At 60.2% G+C, this 15,266-nt stretch carries 13 protein-coding genes; 1 reads left to right on the forward strand and 12 read right to left on the reverse strand.

The window, feature by feature from the left end:
- Nucleotides 1-200: 200 nt before the first annotated feature.
- Nucleotides 201-1,382 (forward strand): ABC transporter substrate-binding protein, encoded by a 1,182-nt coding sequence (locus tag ACFQZG_RS02645; RefSeq protein ID WP_378149740.1) that lies wholly within the window; start codon nucleotides 201-203, stop codon nucleotides 1,380-1,382.
- A gap of 83 nt (nucleotides 1,383-1,465) precedes the next feature.
- Here the strand turns inward: ACFQZG_RS02645 and ACFQZG_RS02650 are convergent, their stop codons facing one another.
- From ACFQZG_RS02650 to dinG, 12 genes are all read right to left on the reverse strand, one after another.
- On the reverse strand, nucleotides 1,466-2,206 hold the full coding sequence (locus ACFQZG_RS02650) for a DnaD domain-containing protein (protein ID WP_378149742.1): 741 nt from the start codon (nucleotides 2,204-2,206) through the stop codon (nucleotides 1,466-1,468).
- Nucleotides 2,207-2,248: 42 nt separating this feature from the next.
- The gene (gene asnS / locus ACFQZG_RS02655) at nucleotides 2,249-3,553 is read right to left on the reverse strand and encodes an asparagine--tRNA ligase (protein ID WP_378149743.1); all 1,305 of its coding nucleotides are present in this window, start codon (nucleotides 3,551-3,553) and stop codon (nucleotides 2,249-2,251) included.
- An 18-nt stretch (nucleotides 3,554-3,571) separates the two neighbouring features.
- Nucleotides 3,572-4,807: an acetate/propionate family kinase gene (locus tag ACFQZG_RS02660; protein ID WP_378149744.1), complete on the reverse strand. Its 1,236-nt coding sequence runs from the start codon at nucleotides 4,805-4,807 to the stop codon at nucleotides 3,572-3,574.
- Complete coding sequence (locus ACFQZG_RS02665; protein WP_378149746.1) at nucleotides 4,804-5,676, reverse strand: 3-hydroxyacyl-CoA dehydrogenase family protein; 873 nt, start codon at nucleotides 5,674-5,676, stop codon at nucleotides 4,804-4,806. Before ACFQZG_RS02665 ends, ACFQZG_RS02660 begins: the two co-directional genes overlap by 4 nt.
- 87 nt (nucleotides 5,677-5,763) lie before the next feature.
- The gene (locus ACFQZG_RS02670; RefSeq protein WP_378149748.1) at nucleotides 5,764-6,951 is read right to left on the reverse strand and encodes a hypothetical protein; all 1,188 of its coding nucleotides are present in this window, start codon (nucleotides 6,949-6,951) and stop codon (nucleotides 5,764-5,766) included.
- Nucleotides 6,951-7,499, reverse strand: coding sequence for an RNA polymerase sigma factor (locus ACFQZG_RS02675; RefSeq protein WP_378150428.1), 549 nt, complete (start codon nucleotides 7,497-7,499; stop codon nucleotides 6,951-6,953). Before ACFQZG_RS02675 ends, ACFQZG_RS02670 begins: the two co-directional genes overlap by 1 nt.
- 140 nt (nucleotides 7,500-7,639) lie before the next feature.
- A complete protein-coding gene (locus ACFQZG_RS02680; RefSeq protein WP_378149749.1) occupies nucleotides 7,640-9,145 on the reverse strand; it encodes an AAA family ATPase in 1,506 nt (501 codons plus the stop codon).
- Nucleotides 9,138-9,674: a hypothetical protein gene (locus ACFQZG_RS02685; RefSeq protein WP_378149751.1), complete on the reverse strand. Its 537-nt coding sequence runs from the start codon at nucleotides 9,672-9,674 to the stop codon at nucleotides 9,138-9,140. Before ACFQZG_RS02685 ends, ACFQZG_RS02680 begins: the two co-directional genes overlap by 8 nt.
- Before the next feature lie 203 nt (nucleotides 9,675-9,877).
- The gene (locus ACFQZG_RS02690) at nucleotides 9,878-10,411 is read right to left on the reverse strand and encodes a cell wall elongation regulator TseB-like domain-containing protein (RefSeq protein ID WP_378149753.1); all 534 of its coding nucleotides are present in this window, start codon (nucleotides 10,409-10,411) and stop codon (nucleotides 9,878-9,880) included.
- Nucleotides 10,408-11,712 carry an amidohydrolase gene (locus ACFQZG_RS02695; protein ID WP_378149755.1) on the reverse strand — a complete coding sequence of 435 codons (1,305 nt, stop codon included), beginning with the start codon at nucleotides 11,710-11,712 and terminating at the stop codon, nucleotides 10,408-10,410. Before ACFQZG_RS02695 ends, ACFQZG_RS02690 begins: the two co-directional genes overlap by 4 nt.
- Nucleotides 11,709-12,362 (reverse strand): redox-sensing transcriptional repressor Rex, encoded by a 654-nt coding sequence (locus ACFQZG_RS02700; protein ID WP_378149756.1) that lies wholly within the window; start codon nucleotides 12,360-12,362, stop codon nucleotides 11,709-11,711. The genes ACFQZG_RS02695 and ACFQZG_RS02700 overlap by 4 nt, the downstream gene beginning before the upstream one ends.
- Nucleotides 12,359-15,253, reverse strand: a complete 2,895-nt coding sequence (dinG, locus tag ACFQZG_RS02705) for an ATP-dependent DNA helicase DinG (RefSeq protein ID WP_378149758.1) — start codon at nucleotides 15,251-15,253, stop codon at nucleotides 12,359-12,361. The genes ACFQZG_RS02700 and dinG overlap by 4 nt, the downstream gene beginning before the upstream one ends.
- Between the last annotated feature and the right edge of the window lie 13 nt (nucleotides 15,254-15,266).

Consider the following 15,266-nt stretch of genomic DNA (forward strand, 5'->3'; position numbering starts at 1 on the left):
TTGCTTGTACGATCAGGCATCCGCCTGTAGAATATTGGGTGTTATTATCCAATATACGGAAAATGGGGTCGTTACCTTTGCGCATTGCGTTTCGTCGTTCAATCCTGCTTGTTCTCGCGTTCATCTTATTATTAGGATCTTCGCCGGCTTGGGCCGAAGAGACCGTCCCATCCGCGGATGAACCGAAAATCGAGTTCGACGTGTGGCAAATCGATTTGTACGATTATTTACCGGCATTTCAATCCTATGTGGATCACGTGAATCCGAACGTCTCCCTCAATGTCTATACGTTCCCGCTGTTTGATTATATCAACCAAGTACCGCTCGCGTTAGCATCCGGCGACGCGCCGGACTTATTGCTGGTACCGAATTGGATGATGCAGGATTCATTCAACGTCCTACGCCATCGATTGCTCGACTTGTCGACGGTCGATGCCGATACGGTCTCGTCGTTGAAGGAATCGCTCACGAAGGGGGTCTGGGATGCCATTAATCCTCAAGGGACGAAAGATGTCCGTTGGATTCCGCTTTCCTCGAGCCCTCAAGCGATGTTCTATCGTACGGATTTGTTCAAGAAGGCGGGTTTGCCGTTCGAGCCGACGAAAGTCGCCACTCTTCTTAAGGACTGGGATTCGGTCGCGAAAGCCGGTAAAACGTTCAACGCAAAGCTCAAAAAACCGTTATTCGTAGAATGGAAGAAAGTCTATTCGCACATGATCCGGCAGCAATATCCGATCAAAAACGGAAAAACCGGAAAGTTTGTCGGCGCATTGAATCCGCAATTCAAGAAAACGTTCGATTACGAAATCAAAGGCATGAAGGAAGGCTGGATCGCCAAAACCCATTTGGACCTCAACGAGATCAGCGGCGCGAAGTCGGCAAAAGCGGGGGCTTTCGGCGCCGTTATCGGGGAAGAATACACTGCGGATCAAATCAAACAAAAAGCATACGGCGGAAGCTCCGGCCAATGGGCGGCGGTTCCGGTTCCGGGAGGCGTTCTTGATTCCGGCACCCTCTCCTTCGCCATACCGGAAGGGAGCGCCGACCCTATCCTCGCCTTAGATATTATCCAATGGCTTACGCTCCCGGATCTCCAACAGTGGGCGTACGAAAACTTAACGGGCGTTTTCCCGGCCAATACCGATCTTCTGACGGACGAGAGCTGGCTCGGCGAGAAGGACCCGTTCTTCGGCGGCCAGAGCGTTCGCAAGCTGCTTGCGGACGCGGTTCTCAAGGCTAAGCCGGACGTCAGCATGCGGGCGACAACGTCGTCCGTCCCTACGATCTTCATGGATGCAATCGGTTCATTCGCCAACAACCCGAAGCTAGATCCGGCTAAGCTATGGAAAGACGCGCTTAAGGCGGCGGAGAAAACGAGCTAACATCCACAATACGTCAAAAAGCTTCGACTACTCGGCATCCCGCCGAGCTGGTCGAAGCTTTTTTACCTTAACGATCCCTTCTATTACCGCCCCGTCCGGAACTTCTGCGCGTGCAGCCTGGCTTCCTCCACGTTCGTCACGCGGTTGCGGCTCCACTCGAGCAAGATCCGGTCGATATAGCGAAAATGCAGCTTTCCGGCGAACACCGACTCCTTCAGCGCGAACCGGATCAGCTCTTCCGCATACTGGTCTTGGTCGAGCCAGCTATTGATCGTCTCGTATTCCATCGGCGTAAGCGGTCTCCCGAACTCTTGCTCGAACAAGACGAACACGCTAGGCGTCCCGTTCGCTGCCGGCGCGATCGAGCGACCTCCGCCAGCCGGCGGCTTGGCGACCGCCTCGCCGGCAGTCTTCGCCCCGGCGGTCCAAGCGCCTTCGCCTGCGCCGCCGGATGCCGTTTCCCCCGAAGCTACGTAGACGGCGAGCTTCTGGAACAACCCGGACAAGTTATACACTTCCGACTGCACGCCGGTCGACGGATCGAACGCTTCGTCGATCGAGACGAAGCCCGCCTTCATGAGCTTCTGCACCGCTTGCCCGACGACCGCCGAGGAGGAGCCGATCCTCTCCTGCAGCTGCTCGATCGTCGGAAATTCGTTCTGCTCCAGCTGGCGGAACGCGATCAGCTGCAGCAGCAGCATCGCTTCCGTGTCGCTCAGCTTCAGCGCTCGGTACGAACGGAGCAGCGAATAGGGAATACTGGCCGCTCCGTCCATATATGCTTCCGCGAGTCCTCGAGCGTAACTGCCCTGTCCCGTCATCATCCCGTTTCACCTCTCTCTTCCTCGAATGCCGGCCGGTTCCCCTTACGGATAGAGCCGATACAGCATGCGAGGGAACGGAATCGTCTCGCGAACGTGATCGAGTCCGCATATCCATGCGACCGTACGCTCGAGGCCGAGTCCGAAGCCGGAGTGCGGCACCGTGCCGTACTTGCGCAAGTCCAAATACCATTGGTACGCTTCCTCGGACAGGTTATGCTCCTCGAAGCGGGCGGCCATCAGCACCGGATCGTCGATCCGCTGGGATCCGCCGATAATTTCCCCATAACCCTCCGGCGCGATCATGTCGGCGCACAACACCACTTCCGGACGGTTCGGGTCCGGCTTCATGTAGAACGCCTTGAAGCTCGCCGGGTAATGGGTAATGAAGACCGGCCGATCGAACTTCTCGGCGATCGCGGTCTCGTGAGGCGCCCCGAAGTCTTCTCCCCACGGCAAATCCATGCCGATCTCCTTCAGCAGCGCGATCGCCTCGTCGTAAGTAATCCGAGGGAACGGCGGCTGTACCCGCTCGAGAGCGGATACGTCCCGCTCCAGCGTCGCCAGCTCCGGACGGCAATGCTCGAGCACGCTGCCGACGACGTGGGCGATGAACTGCTCCTGCACCCGCAAGTTCTCCTCGTGGTCGACGAACGCCATCTCCGGCTCGATCATCCAGAACTCGATCAGGTGGCGGCGCGTCTTCGACTTCTCGGCGCGGAACGTCGGCCCGAACGAGTAGACTTTGCCGAGCGCCATCGCGGCAGCTTCCATGTACAGCTGGCCGCTCTGCGTAAGATACGCGTCCTCGTCGAAATACTTAATATGGAACAGGTTCGTCGTCCCCTCCGCCGACGACGGCGTCAGAATCGGAGGATCGACGAGCGTGAAGCCTCTTTCGTCGAAGAAGCTTTGGATCGCGGAGATGATTTGCGCCCGGATGCGCAGGATCGCCCGTTGGCGAGGCGCGCGAAGCCACAGATGGCGATGGTCCATCAGGAAGTCGACGCCATGCTCCTTCGGCGTGATCGGGTAGTTCTGCGCGACCTGGATGATCTCGATGCCGGTGACCGCCAATTCGTAACCGGATGGGCTCCGCGGCTCCTCGCGAACGACGCCCGTCACGTACAGCGAGCTCTCCTGCGTGAGCTTGCCCGCGTCTTCCCAAGTCGCTTCGTCCGCTTCTTCCTTCACGAGCACGCCTTGGATATAACCGGTTCCGTCCCGCAATTGGAGGAACTGAATCTTCCCGCTCGAGCGCTTGCGCGTCAGCCAACCGCCGAACGTTACCGCCTGGCCGACGTAACCGCCGATCGTGGCTATCGTTACTTTATTCGCTTGTATCGTCATTCCGCATAACTCCTTTATCTATCGTCCATCCGCGTTGCCCGACTCGACGCCTTCCAGTTGCTTCACGATCCGGAACGTGTCCCTGGCGATGATCAGCTCTTCGTTCGTCGGCACGACGAGCGCGGCGACGAACGCGTCGTCCGTCGTGATGCGGCGCGTCTCGCCGGACCGGATCTTGTTCCGTTCCTCGTCCAACCGCACGCCCAAGAACGTCAGCTTCTCGCATACCGCCTTGCGCAGCACGTCGGAATTCTCCCCCACGCCCGCCGTGAACACGATCGCGTCGACCCCGTTCATCGCCGCCGCATAAGCGCCGATGTACTTGCGGATGCGGTACGCGTACATCTCGAACGCGAGATTCGCCTGAGCGTTCCCCGCGTTCATCTCCTGGACGATCTCCCGCATGTCGCCGCTCACGCCGGATACCGCCATCAAGCCGCTATGCTTGTTCAGCATCGACGTCACTTCGTTCAGCGTCAAGTCTTCCTTGTTCATCGTGAACGGCACGATCGCCGGATCCAAGTCGCCGCTGCGCGTGCCCATCATGAGGCCTTCGAGCGGCGTCAATCCCATGCTCGTATCGACGGAACGCCCGTGAAGCACGGCGGCGCAGCTCGCGCCGTTGCCGATATGGCACGTGATCAGCTTCAGCTCTTCGACCGGTCGGCCGAGGAACGTCGCCGCCTGCTTGCTGACGTAATCGTGAGACGTGCCATGGAAGCCGTACCGGCGAATGCGGTGCTTCCGGTAGAGCACGGTCGGGATCGCGTACATGTACGCGAACGCCGGCATCGTCTGGTGGAACGCCGTGTCGAAGACGACGGCTTGCGGCACTTCGGGCAAGTTCGCCTCGACCGCGGTGATGCCCATCATGTGCGCAGGATTGTGCAGCGGCGCGAGGTCGAACAGCTTGCGGATCTCGAGCTTGACGCGGTCGTTGACTAGCGCCGAGGAGCTGAAGGTTTCGCCGCCGTGCACGACGCGATGGCCGACCGCCTGAATGTCGGTAATGGCGGACAGGACGCCGCGTTCGGGATGCGTCAGCGCGGCCAGCACTTTCTTGATCGCGGCCGTATGGTCGAGAATCTCGCTTACTTCGCGCAGCTCCGGCTTGTTCGCCGTCTCGTGCGTCAGGATCGAATCGTCCATGCCGATGCGCTCGACTTGGCCCTTGGCTCTTACCGACTCGTCCTTCATATCGAACAGCTGGTACTTCAGCGATGAGCTTCCCGCGTTAATGACGAGGATGTTCATGATAGCCGCTCACCGTCCTTGCCGTACTTGAAAAATCCGATGCCGCTCTTGACGCCGAGATGCCCCGCCCGCACCTTCTTCTTCAGCAGGAACGACGGCCGGTATTTAAGCTCCCCGAACTCACGGAACATGCGCTCGAGCGCGGCGAGCACCGAATCGAGCCCGAACCGGTCCGCCATCTCGAGCGGCCCGTGCTCGAACTGATAGCCGTCCCGCATCGCCGTATCGACGTCTTCCGGCGACGCCACGCCTTCTTCGAGCAAGTGCAGCGACTCGTTGATGAGCAGACAGATCAGCCTCGTCGTGACGAAGCCCGGCGACTCGTACACCATGACGCCCTTCTTCGCGATCGACTCCTCGACGAACGCCTTCGTCCGGTCGAACGTCTCGTCCGACGTCTGCAAGCCGCGAATAATCTCGACGACGTCGATCCGGGACGTCGGATACACGAAGTGCATCCCGATAACCCGTTCAGGGTACATGGACGCGCCCGCGAGCTCCGTCAAGCTGAGCGTCGACGTATTGCTCGCCAGCACCGCGTCCTTGGACAGGATGCCGTCGAGCTGACGGATGATGTCCTTCTTGCCGTCCAAGTCTTCGCTGATCGTCTCGATGACGAGCTCGCAATGGGCAAGATGGTGCAGCGACGTTTCCGTATGTATGCGATTTAACGTTAATTTTTTCTCCGCGGCCGTTATCGCCCACCGCTCCATTTGCCGATCCAAGCTTGCTTCCAGCATGTTCAACGCTTGCTGAAGCCGCTCCGGCGTCCTCTCCACGAGATGGACGTCCATTCCCTTCACGGCGAGCATCTCCGCGATGCTCTGCCCCATCGTGCCTGCGCCTACGACGCCAATGACCCGAAACATATGCTCCCCAACCTCCGCCTGCAATGCCGTCGAATGAAACAAAGAAGATACCCTCTAGTGTTAGCGGGTATCTCCATTTTATCATATTCAATCGCCGCTTGCCGTGGCAATCCATTGACCGAGCATCTGCTTCCAGGTGTCGACGTAGCCGTCCTGCGCCCATTGCACCATGACGACGCTCTCGCCATCCTGCAGCGGAATCGAGAGAGGCTTCATGTCCGATTCCTTCATGCGGTATGCGCTGACGGTAATTTCGTTCGCCGTCTGCACCGCGAGTAAGTCCTGCGTGCGCGATGTGAATGCGTCCAGTGCCGCAGGCTCCCTGGAGCGAATATCGTCCCAGCTTAACCACAGCGTATCGTAGGAGGAGACCTCCAACGGAAGCTGTACGCCGACGATCTTCGCGTCGGCGATGCCCGCCAGCGCTTCCGTCGGATTCTCGATGCCAGCCGCTTCCGACGGCACCTTGCCGACCCACCGTCCCTCTTGACGCGTGATCGCCCATTCGTTCGTGAACGTGCTCGACGACGGAACGAGCTCGGTCAGCCCGTGGTGCGGCTCTTCGCCGGACTTGGCGACGGTCTCGCGCAACGTCGGCGCTAGCTGCTCGATGTCCTTCACCCAGACGTGAGCGGACGTCTCGCCGGTGTCGACCGACGTCTTCGTCTGGATCAGCGAGACGTACTTGTTGCCCGCGAACAGCAGCTTCTCGTTCGTACGGTAGGCGGAATCCGCCTTGACCGTAATCGGCAGCGCTTCTCCCGCCGGCGTGGACACGATCGTCTGCGTTCCCTTGCCCATCGAATCGCCGACGGCGTCAAGACGATAGAACTTCATCTTATACGGCATATAGATGCCTTCCAAGCTCGCGTTCACGGTCAGCTCGCCGTCCTCCGGCGCGACGAGAATCGAGCGGTACGCGCTTTGCCCTTCGGGCATATCTTTGCGCAAGCCGATCAGCATGACGGAGCGCGGAGGTTCGGTCGTGAACGCGACCTCGCTCGCGCTCGGCGAAGCGCCTTCGATCCGATCGGCCTGCAAACGATCCTCGAACGGGGATCCGTTCGGTTGCGCCTGCCAGATCCATAGGCCGAACAGCACCGCGCACGCCATCGCGAACGTTCCGCCGAGCCGAGCCCAAGGCGCCCACAACCGCCGGGTCCGTTTGCCCGGACGGTCGATCTCCTCGTTGATTCGCCTGCGAAGCTCTTCGTTGAAGCCGTCCCTTGCGAGCGGACCGCGCGCCAGTCGTTCTCGTAGCTCTTTGTCGTCCACTAGCGGTTCGCCTCCTTCATCTTCTGTAATTTTTGCCGGGCGTGGAACATGCGCGACTTGACCGTGCCTTCCGATACCCCGAGCATTTGCGCGATTTCCTTAAGCGACAGCTGGTAGTGCGCGAACAGGATCATCGCTTCCCGATATTTCGTCGGCAGTTGCAGCACGAGCTTCCACAAGTCGGAAGTCGCCAGCTGCTCCATCATTTCGCTCTCGGCCGATTGCCGCTGACCGCGGTCTTCGAAGGTATCCATCAAGGTGACTTTGCGTAGAAACGCCGAACGCTTGAAGTCGATCGCGGTATTGCGCGTAATCGTGAGCAGCCATGTTTTGACCGAGGCGTCGCGCCGGAAGGCGTTCATGTTGCGGAACACCTTGATGAATACTTCCTGCGTGATGTCGTCGGCCAAGTCCCACTTGCGGGTGATGCTGAAGGCATAGTTCCACACGTCTTTGCCGTACGCCGTCATTAGCTCGTCGAGCAGCTGCTTGTGATCGTCGGTATCGACCATATATTTGAGATAATCGAAATTTTGCTGCGAATCCAACATTGCCACCTCTATTCCTATAAACGAACGATTCGAGACATAGGTTCAATGCTAACATATTTTTAACTATAAAGAACGCGCTAGCGCAAAAAACCGTCCGCCTCGCCTGGCAAGGCGAGACGGACGGTTCCGTTAACCGATCATGCGACGAGTTGCGCCATCCGCGAGCGAAGCTGCTCGCCGGATAACGTCTCTTCTTGGATAAGCACCGACAGCATCTCCTTGAACGTCGTCAGATGGGCGGCGAGCAGCGATCTCGTCTGCTCGGTCAGCGCGTCGAGGATAGCGCCGTTCTCCTTCGACCACATCTCCTGGGTAATCGCCTGCGGATGAACGATTCCGAGCTCCGACATCCCCGACTCGATCAGCGTGCGGACGATGCTCGTCGCCTGGTCGAAGTCGCCGCGGGAACCGGTGCTGCGGCCGCCGTAATGCAGCTCCTCCGCGACCGCGCCGCCGAGGGCGATCATAATCTGTTCCTCGAGCACGCGCTTCGTGTACAGGTAGCTGTCCTGCCGCGGGTGGTGGCGCACGTAGCCGAGCGCCTGGCCGCGCGGCGTCAGCGACACCTGCGCGACGCTGCCCGGACGAACGCTCTCCGCGACGATGGCGTGGCCGAGCTCGTGGAGGGCGACGCGCTCGCGTTCTTCGCGCGTCGTCTCGCGGTCCATCCGCTCGCCCATCATCACTTTATCGATCGCTTGCGACAGATGCGCCATGCCGATCGTAGCCGACTGTTCGCGCATCGCGTAGATCGCGCCTTCGTTCATGACGCTCTCCAACTGGGCGCCGGAGAAGCCGAACGTCTCTTCCGCGATCTTCGACAGGGAAGCGTCCGCGCCTAGCGGCTTGTTGCGGGCGTGAATGTTCAGAATATGCTCGCGGCCCGTCTTGTCCGGCAGATCGACTTGAATATGTCGGTCGAAGCGGCCAGGACGAAGCAACGCCGCGTCGAGCAGCTCCTTGCGGTTCGTCGCGGCGACCAGCAGCACGCGAATGCTCTCGTCTCCTTGAATACCGTCCATCTCGGTAAGCAATTGGTTCAGCGTCTGGTCGTACTCGCGATGCTGTCCGCCGCCGTCCCGCTTGCCGCCGATCGCGTCGATCTCGTCGATGAAGATGATCGCGCTATCGCGTTTCAGCTTCGCCGCCTGCTGCCGCGCTTCCTTGAACAGGTCGCGGATGCGGCCCGCGCCGACGCCGACGTACATCTCGACGAATTCGCTGCCCGAAGCGGCGATGAACGCGGAATGCGTATGCTGCGCGGCCGCTTTGGCCAGCAGCGTCTTGCCCGTGCCCGGAGGCCCCGTCAGCAGGATGCCCTTCAGCGGACGAATGCCAAGCTTCTCGATCATGTCGCGCTGCACGAGAAATTCGAGCGCTTCCTTCAGCTCGCGCTTGGGCTGCTCTTGGCCGCCGATATCCTCGAAGCTGAGGAAAGACGGCTTGCGGGTCGCCGCCTTCTTGCCTGCGGCGCCCATCGCGAGACCGCCGCCTCTCGCCCTCGTGAACAGGAACACAGCGGTTACCATCAGGGCGCCCATGACGAGAATCGCGGGCGGAAATCCGACGTAGATCAAGAACACGAAAGCGACCGGAACGATTCCAATCGCGATTTCTTTGCCGTATTGGGATAAGTTACGCATTCGGCCACACCTCCAGCGTCGCAGGTTCGCGAGGCAGAATAACGAACTTCGCCGACGCGCCGTCGCGCAGCGTTACGTAGACGTTGTCCTCGTCCATCGCCGTGTCGGCGGTCACGCCCGGGTACTTGTCGGACAGCTTATCCATCGCCTCGCGAATGCCCGTATATTGACGGTTCTCCATCGCTTGGGCGACGTCGAACAGCGCGTAGCTCCACGCTTGCTCGAGCTTCTCGCTCGACTGCGCTTCGCCAGCCGTCAGCGTCAGCGACTTGCCGCCGATTTCGGTCGCGCCGTCCGTCTTGACGCGGCGGAACACTTCGCCGATATCGGCGTTCGGTTCCAGCTTCACCTCTATGTTCACGTGTCCGTTCGTCGTCTCGACGACGGCGGACGTCACGCCGGGCACGGCGTTCGCGATCCGGTCGAGCGGCTGCTCGATGCCGTAGTGGCGATAGGCGAACCATCCTCCGAACAATAGCGCGGCGGTCGCAATGGCGGTAATCGTTATCGGTAAGAGTCTAAGTTTCATTGGCGTAATGTCCTCCTCGTCTCGTGATCGTCGAATGGATGAATGTGCGCGTTCAAACATTACATACATGAGTATATCAAATTCTGATATACGAATCGCTAGACGATCATTGGTAAACGCGGATCGGCTTGGCATGCCGCAGACGGCGCGCTCAACGAGAAAAAGCCGCCCGGCGGGCGGCTTGCTTCAATAAAGGTATTCGATTAAGAACGCTGCGTCGGCAGTTCGTACGTCTTCAGCTTGGCGCCGTCCTTGAAGGCGTAGAAGTCGATCGCCTCATGGCGTTTGCCCGTCTCGCTCCAGTAACGGACTTCCCAAGCGGGAACGCCTTGGAACCAGCCGGGGAGAATACGGTTCGGCTTCCGACCGCCGTGGGTTTCGGCGAATTTCGCGATCATGCGCGACTTCGACACGTTCTCGCTCACCTTCAGCTTCAGCGTCTCCGTCTGCCGCTCCCAGATCATCCACGTCTCGCCTTGCTCGTCGTCACCGGTGACGATCCAGACGTTCTCCTGCCACGTATGCAGCTCCGCACCGTCGATCTCGGCGAGACCTCCCTGCTGCTTCGCGGCCTTGATCGCCCGCTCTTCCGCCCGCCGGTAATCGGAATCGGCGGACCGGACGTACAGGACGAACGAGACGATGACGAAGACGATGAACCCGGCAATGACGATGATCCACCTCGCCCAAGAGATCCGGGGAATCTTGCGCAAGCTCTCGCTTCGGCTTAGGTTCATCCCCGCAGCCTCTCGTAGCAGCGCTGCGCTTCGGCCATGATGCGCTCCTCGTCGAGCGTGAGCAGTTGACCGTTCTTCAGCAGTTGGCGGCCGTCGACCCATACGTGCGCGACGTCGTTGCCCGTCGACGCGTAGACGACGTGCGAGAGCAGGTCCGTATTCGGAACGAAGTGCGATCGGTTCAGCGACAAAGCGATGAAGTCGGCCTTCAAGCCCGGCTTCAGCTGTCCCGTTACGCCCTCGAGCCCGATCGACTTCGCGCCGTACGCGGTGCCCATGCGAAGCGCTTCCGCGGCCGGAATAACGGTAGGGTCGCCCGATACGCCTTTATGAATCAGGGCGGCCGTCGTGATCTCCTGGAACAGGTTCAGGTTGTTGTTGCTCGCCGCTCCGTCCGTGCCGAGCGATACCGTCACGCCCGCCTTCAGCAGGGACGGCACGCGCGCGACGCCGCTGGCGAGCTTCAGGTTGCTGACCGGGTTATGGGAGACGGCGACGCCGCGTTCCGCGAGCAACGAGATCTCTTCGTCGTTCAGATGGACGCCGTGGGCGACGAGCGTCGGACGGGCGAACATGCCGAGGCGATCCAGATGCTCGACGGGGCGGCAGCCGTAATCGCGCACGTTCTGCTCGACTTCCGCGATCGTCTCGGACATGTGGGTATGCATCGGCAAATTCAAATCGTGCGAGGCTTGGACGAACTTCTCGATGAAGTCCGGCGGGCACGTATACGGCGCATGCGGGGAGATCATGACCCGAATGCGTCCGTCGGCGGCGCCGTGCCAATCTTGGGCGAAGCCGATCGCGTCCGCGAGCTTCGCGCGCTGGACGTCTTCCGGACATAGCCCGATGACGCCGCGCGTCAAGCTGGCGCGCATGCCGCTCGTCTCGACGACTTCGGCGACGCGGTTCATATGGTCGTACATATCGACGAAAGTCGTCGTGCCGCTCTTGATCATCTCGATCGCCGACAGCGCGGTGCCCCAATAGACGTCGTCGCCGGTGAACTTCGCTTCCATCGGCCACATATGGTTCTGAAGCCAATCTTGCAGCGCCAGATCGCCTCCGACGCCGCGAAGCAGCGACATCGCCGCGTGCCCGTGCGTATTGACGAGACCCGGCATATACAAGTAACCCGTGCCGTCGACGATGTCCGCGGCCGCGTTCAGCTCTTCCTGAGGCGCCGGCCCTTCGCCCATCGCCGCGATGTTCGTTCCTTCGATCGCCATCCAACCCGTATATTGCGGACGACGTTCGTCCATGGTAATGAACGTTCCGTTATTGATCAGCCAACGCTTCACTTGGATACACCTTCGCTTTTATCCTGATTATGGTCCATATAATATGCCAAACTAAGCAGCTCCGCCGTAAAATCCACATGATGGATGCGCACGCCGGCGTGCGCCTTCAAGACGACCGGCGCGAAGTTGAGAATGCCCCTGACTCCCGCCGCGATGAACTGGTCGGCGACGTTCTGCGCTTCCGTCGCGGGCACGGTGATGATGCCGATGGAAATGTCGAGCTCCTTCACGGCCGCGGCCATCTCGTTCATCGGCCGGATCGTCAGATGGTTGATGTAAGAGCCGCGCTTCGACTCGTCCGCGTCGAATACGGCGACGATCTTCATATTATCCTTCAAATACATATTATAATTGCACAGCGCCCGACCCAGGTTGCCGGTGCCGACGAGCGCGACGTTCATCGGCTGGTCCAGCTTCAGGATTTGGCGGATTTTCTCGATGAGGTAATCGACGTTGTAGCCGACGCCCTTGCGGCCGAATTCGCCGAAGTACGCGAGGTCCTTGCGGATTTGCGCCGGATTCAGGTCGAGCTTCTCCCCGAGATCCTGCGACGACACGGTCTGAATGCCACTGTGGCTCAGGTCGTTCAGAAACCGCAGGTAGATCGGCAGGCGGCTGATGACGGCTTCCGAGATTTTGAACGACTTCACGTCGGGGTTTCCTCCTTCACGTCCGCAACCGGTTGATCGAGCCAAGCGCGAATGCGCGAGGGAATGCCGGCGGTCGGCAAATGCTCCATTTTCGGTCCGGGCAGCGAATACAAAAAGTATTTGCCGTAGTTCGTATCGATGACGCGGGTGTCGTACAGCAGCACGATGCCGCGGTCGGTCGTCGTGCGCACGAGGCGCCCGAAGCCCTGCTTGAACTTGATGACCGCTTGCGGCAGCGACAGCTTCATGAACGGGCTCTTGTTCTCCGCCTGGAGCTTCTCCGCCTTCGCTTCCGCGACCGGATGGTTCGGCGGCTGAAAGGGCAGTCTGACGATCGCGAGGCAAGTCAGCGCGTCCCCGGGCAGGTCGATGCCTTCCCAGAAGCTGCTCGTTCCGAGCAACACCGACGCCGGATTGCTCGTGAATTGCTGCGTCAGCCGGCTTCGGCTTCCCGCGTCGACGCCTTGTCCGAGCACTTGGATGCCGGAAGGCTCGAGCGAAGCCTTCAACGGATCGTAGACGGTGCGCAGCATCCGGTGCGACGTGAACAGGACGAGCATGCGCCCGCCGACCGTCTTGGCGGCCTCCGCGAGCGATTCGGTCAGCGCGGTCACGAACTTCGCTTCCCCGCCCGGTCCCTTGATATTCGGAAAATCGCGAGGGATGAGCACGAGCGCTTGCTCCCTGTACTTGAACGGAGATGGCAGCAACGCCGTCTTCAGCTTGCCGTCCCGCTCCGCGGCGTCCAGCCCGAGCTGCTCCGTCACGTACTTGAACGACTTGTCTACGGTCAGCGTCGCGGACGTCATGACGACGCTCGACTTGCGGTCGAACACGCCTTCCTTGAGCAATCCGCTCACGTCCGCGGGAGCGCCGTAAATCCATATCGACCGGCCGCGGTATTGCGAGTGGCCTTCCACCCAATACACGAACTCCGGTTTGCCGAGCGAGACGAACGATTGCGCGTCCGAGCGGATGTTCTGCAGATCCTTCAGGACGCCGGACAAGTCGGTAATGAGACCTTGCATCGTCAGCTCGTCGGTCGATTCGCGAATTTCGGAAGCGAGCTTATCGAGCGGCCTGATCACGTCGGACAACAGCTGAATGACGTTGTTGCCGTCGACCGACAAGCTTTCCCACTCCGCAGGCAACGCGTCGGGCTTAATGCGAAGAGAGAAGTTGCCCGTCTCGTCGGCCGCCGCGTTCGTAGCGAGCAAGCCGTATAGCGCCTCCATCCAACGTTCCCACGCTTCGCGAAGCTCGCTTAGCTTCGGCGTGACCAGCTCGAGCTTCTCGACCCACTCGGTCGCTTCGACGACGCTCGTCGCCGATATAGAGCTGACTAGTTGCGGTACAAGGCCGCTTCTCGCGTCCTTCCATAGCCGTTGAAGCGGAATGACGAGGGCGGAATGCCCGGTCTTCTGTCCGAGATGGTTCGTCGCGACTTCTTCCAAGTGATGGGCCTCGTCGACGACGAGCCGCTCGTATGCGGGCAGCAGCCGATGCTCTGCCCTTAGATCGGTGAACAGCAGCGCGTGGTTCGTAATAACGAGATCGGATTTGCCGGCTTCGTTCCTGGCCCGGTGGTAGAAGCACTTGCGGAACCACGGGCACGCCCGGTTCAAGCACGAAGCGGCATCGCTCGCGACGACGTCCCACTCGTCCTTGTTCCGGCCTCCGATGTTCAGTTCCTCCGCTTCGCCTCTGAGCGTCTCCCCGAGCCATACGGTCATCCCGCCCCGGACGATCGCGTCTTCGCGGTTCAGCGCGTGCTCCGGCATGTGCTGCCGGTTCTCGAACTTGCGCAGGCATAAGTAATTGTTGCGGCCTTTGAATACGGCGGCCTGGAACGGCATCGGCAGCACCCGCTGCAGCATCGGCAAGTCTCGTTCCCGCAATTGCTCCTGAAGCTGGATCGTATGGGTGCTGACTACGATTTTTTTGGACTCCTTCAGCCCATAATAGAGAGAAGGAAGCAAGTAACCCAGCGACTTCCCGGTACCGGTCCCCGCCTCGACGAGCAAATGCGCGTCGTCCTGCAGCGCGTCCATGACTTCGCGGAACATGATCGACTGCCCTTCCCGCGCCTCGTAAGCCGGAAGCAGCTCGCGCAGTTTGTCGCGAACGTGGGTCACGTAATCCTCGAACGTCATCTCGCGGAGGATCTCCATCGCGGCGGCCGCGTCCTTCTCGCGGTCGCGGTCGTCGCCGTCTTCACCCCAATCCGTAACCTTCATCGCGAACTGGCGGAAATGATGGATGCCTTCCTCCTGCGAGTAGGGCTGCGTCTCGCGCCAAGCGAGCGTATGCGCGATGAACCAGCCGAGGTCGGAACGATCCGGATCGAACATTCCGTTCAACCGTTGCAGCGTGAACATCGGCAAGCCGCGCAGCTTGTCCGCGCATCGCGCGAATAGCTCGGCTGTCGCGACCGCGTCGCTGTCCGCCTGGTGCGGGCGGTCGTGCGCGATATCCAGCGATTGCGTCAGCGAGCTCAGCGCGAACGAGGATTGCGTCGGGAACACCAGCCGGCTCAGCTCCAGCGTATCCAGCATTCGCCCGCCGAACGGCAAATAGCCGCTCCGATCAAGGGCGGCTTGCAAGAAATTGGCATCGAATTCGATGCTATGTCCGACGAGAATAGCGTCCTGCAAGTACGGGACGAGCTCCGCGAGCATATCGTCCAGCTCCGGCGCCGATGTGACGTCCTCGTCCGTAATGCCGGTTAGGCGCGTAATCTCGGCGGGAATCGAGCCTTGCGGCTTGACGAAGCTGCTATAAGTATGGCCGATCGCGCCCGTCTCGTCGACGAGCGCGAGTCCGACTTGTATGATGTGGTCTTTGTCGGACGACAAGCCCGTTGTCTCAAAATCGAGCACGGCGAATTTCATGCCTGACTTCCTT

Origin of the sequence: Cohnella sp. GCM10027633 (assembly GCF_042675445.1) — a bacterium.
In the GTDB taxonomy this organism is placed as follows: domain Bacteria; phylum Bacillota; class Bacilli; order Paenibacillales; family Paenibacillaceae; genus Cohnella.

Excerpts from the sequence above, each read along its gene's own strand:
- ACFQZG_RS02650 (WP_378149742.1), bottom strand. The coding sequence starts at position 2,206 with ATGATGACGGGACAGGGCAGTTACGCTCGAGGACTCGCGGAAGCATAT.
- asnS (WP_378149743.1), bottom strand. The coding sequence starts at position 3,553 with ATGACGATACAAGCGAATAAAGTAACGATAGCCACGATCGGCGGTTAC.
- ACFQZG_RS02660 (WP_378149744.1), bottom strand. The coding sequence starts at position 4,807 with ATGAACATCCTCGTCATTAACGCGGGAAGCTCATCGCTGAAGTACCAG.
- ACFQZG_RS02665 (WP_378149746.1), bottom strand. The coding sequence starts at position 5,676 with ATGTTTCGGGTCATTGGCGTCGTAGGCGCAGGCACGATGGGGCAGAGC.
- ACFQZG_RS02680 (WP_378149749.1), bottom strand. The coding sequence starts at position 9,145 with ATGCGTAACTTATCCCAATACGGCAAAGAAATCGCGATTGGAATCGTT.
- ACFQZG_RS02685 (WP_378149751.1), bottom strand. The coding sequence starts at position 9,674 with ATGAAACTTAGACTCTTACCGATAACGATTACCGCCATTGCGACCGCC.
- ACFQZG_RS02690 (WP_378149753.1), bottom strand. The coding sequence starts at position 10,411 with ATGAACCTAAGCCGAAGCGAGAGCTTGCGCAAGATTCCCCGGATCTCT.
- dinG (WP_378149758.1), bottom strand. The coding sequence starts at position 15,253 with ATGAAATTCGCCGTGCTCGATTTTGAGACAACGGGCTTGTCGTCCGAC.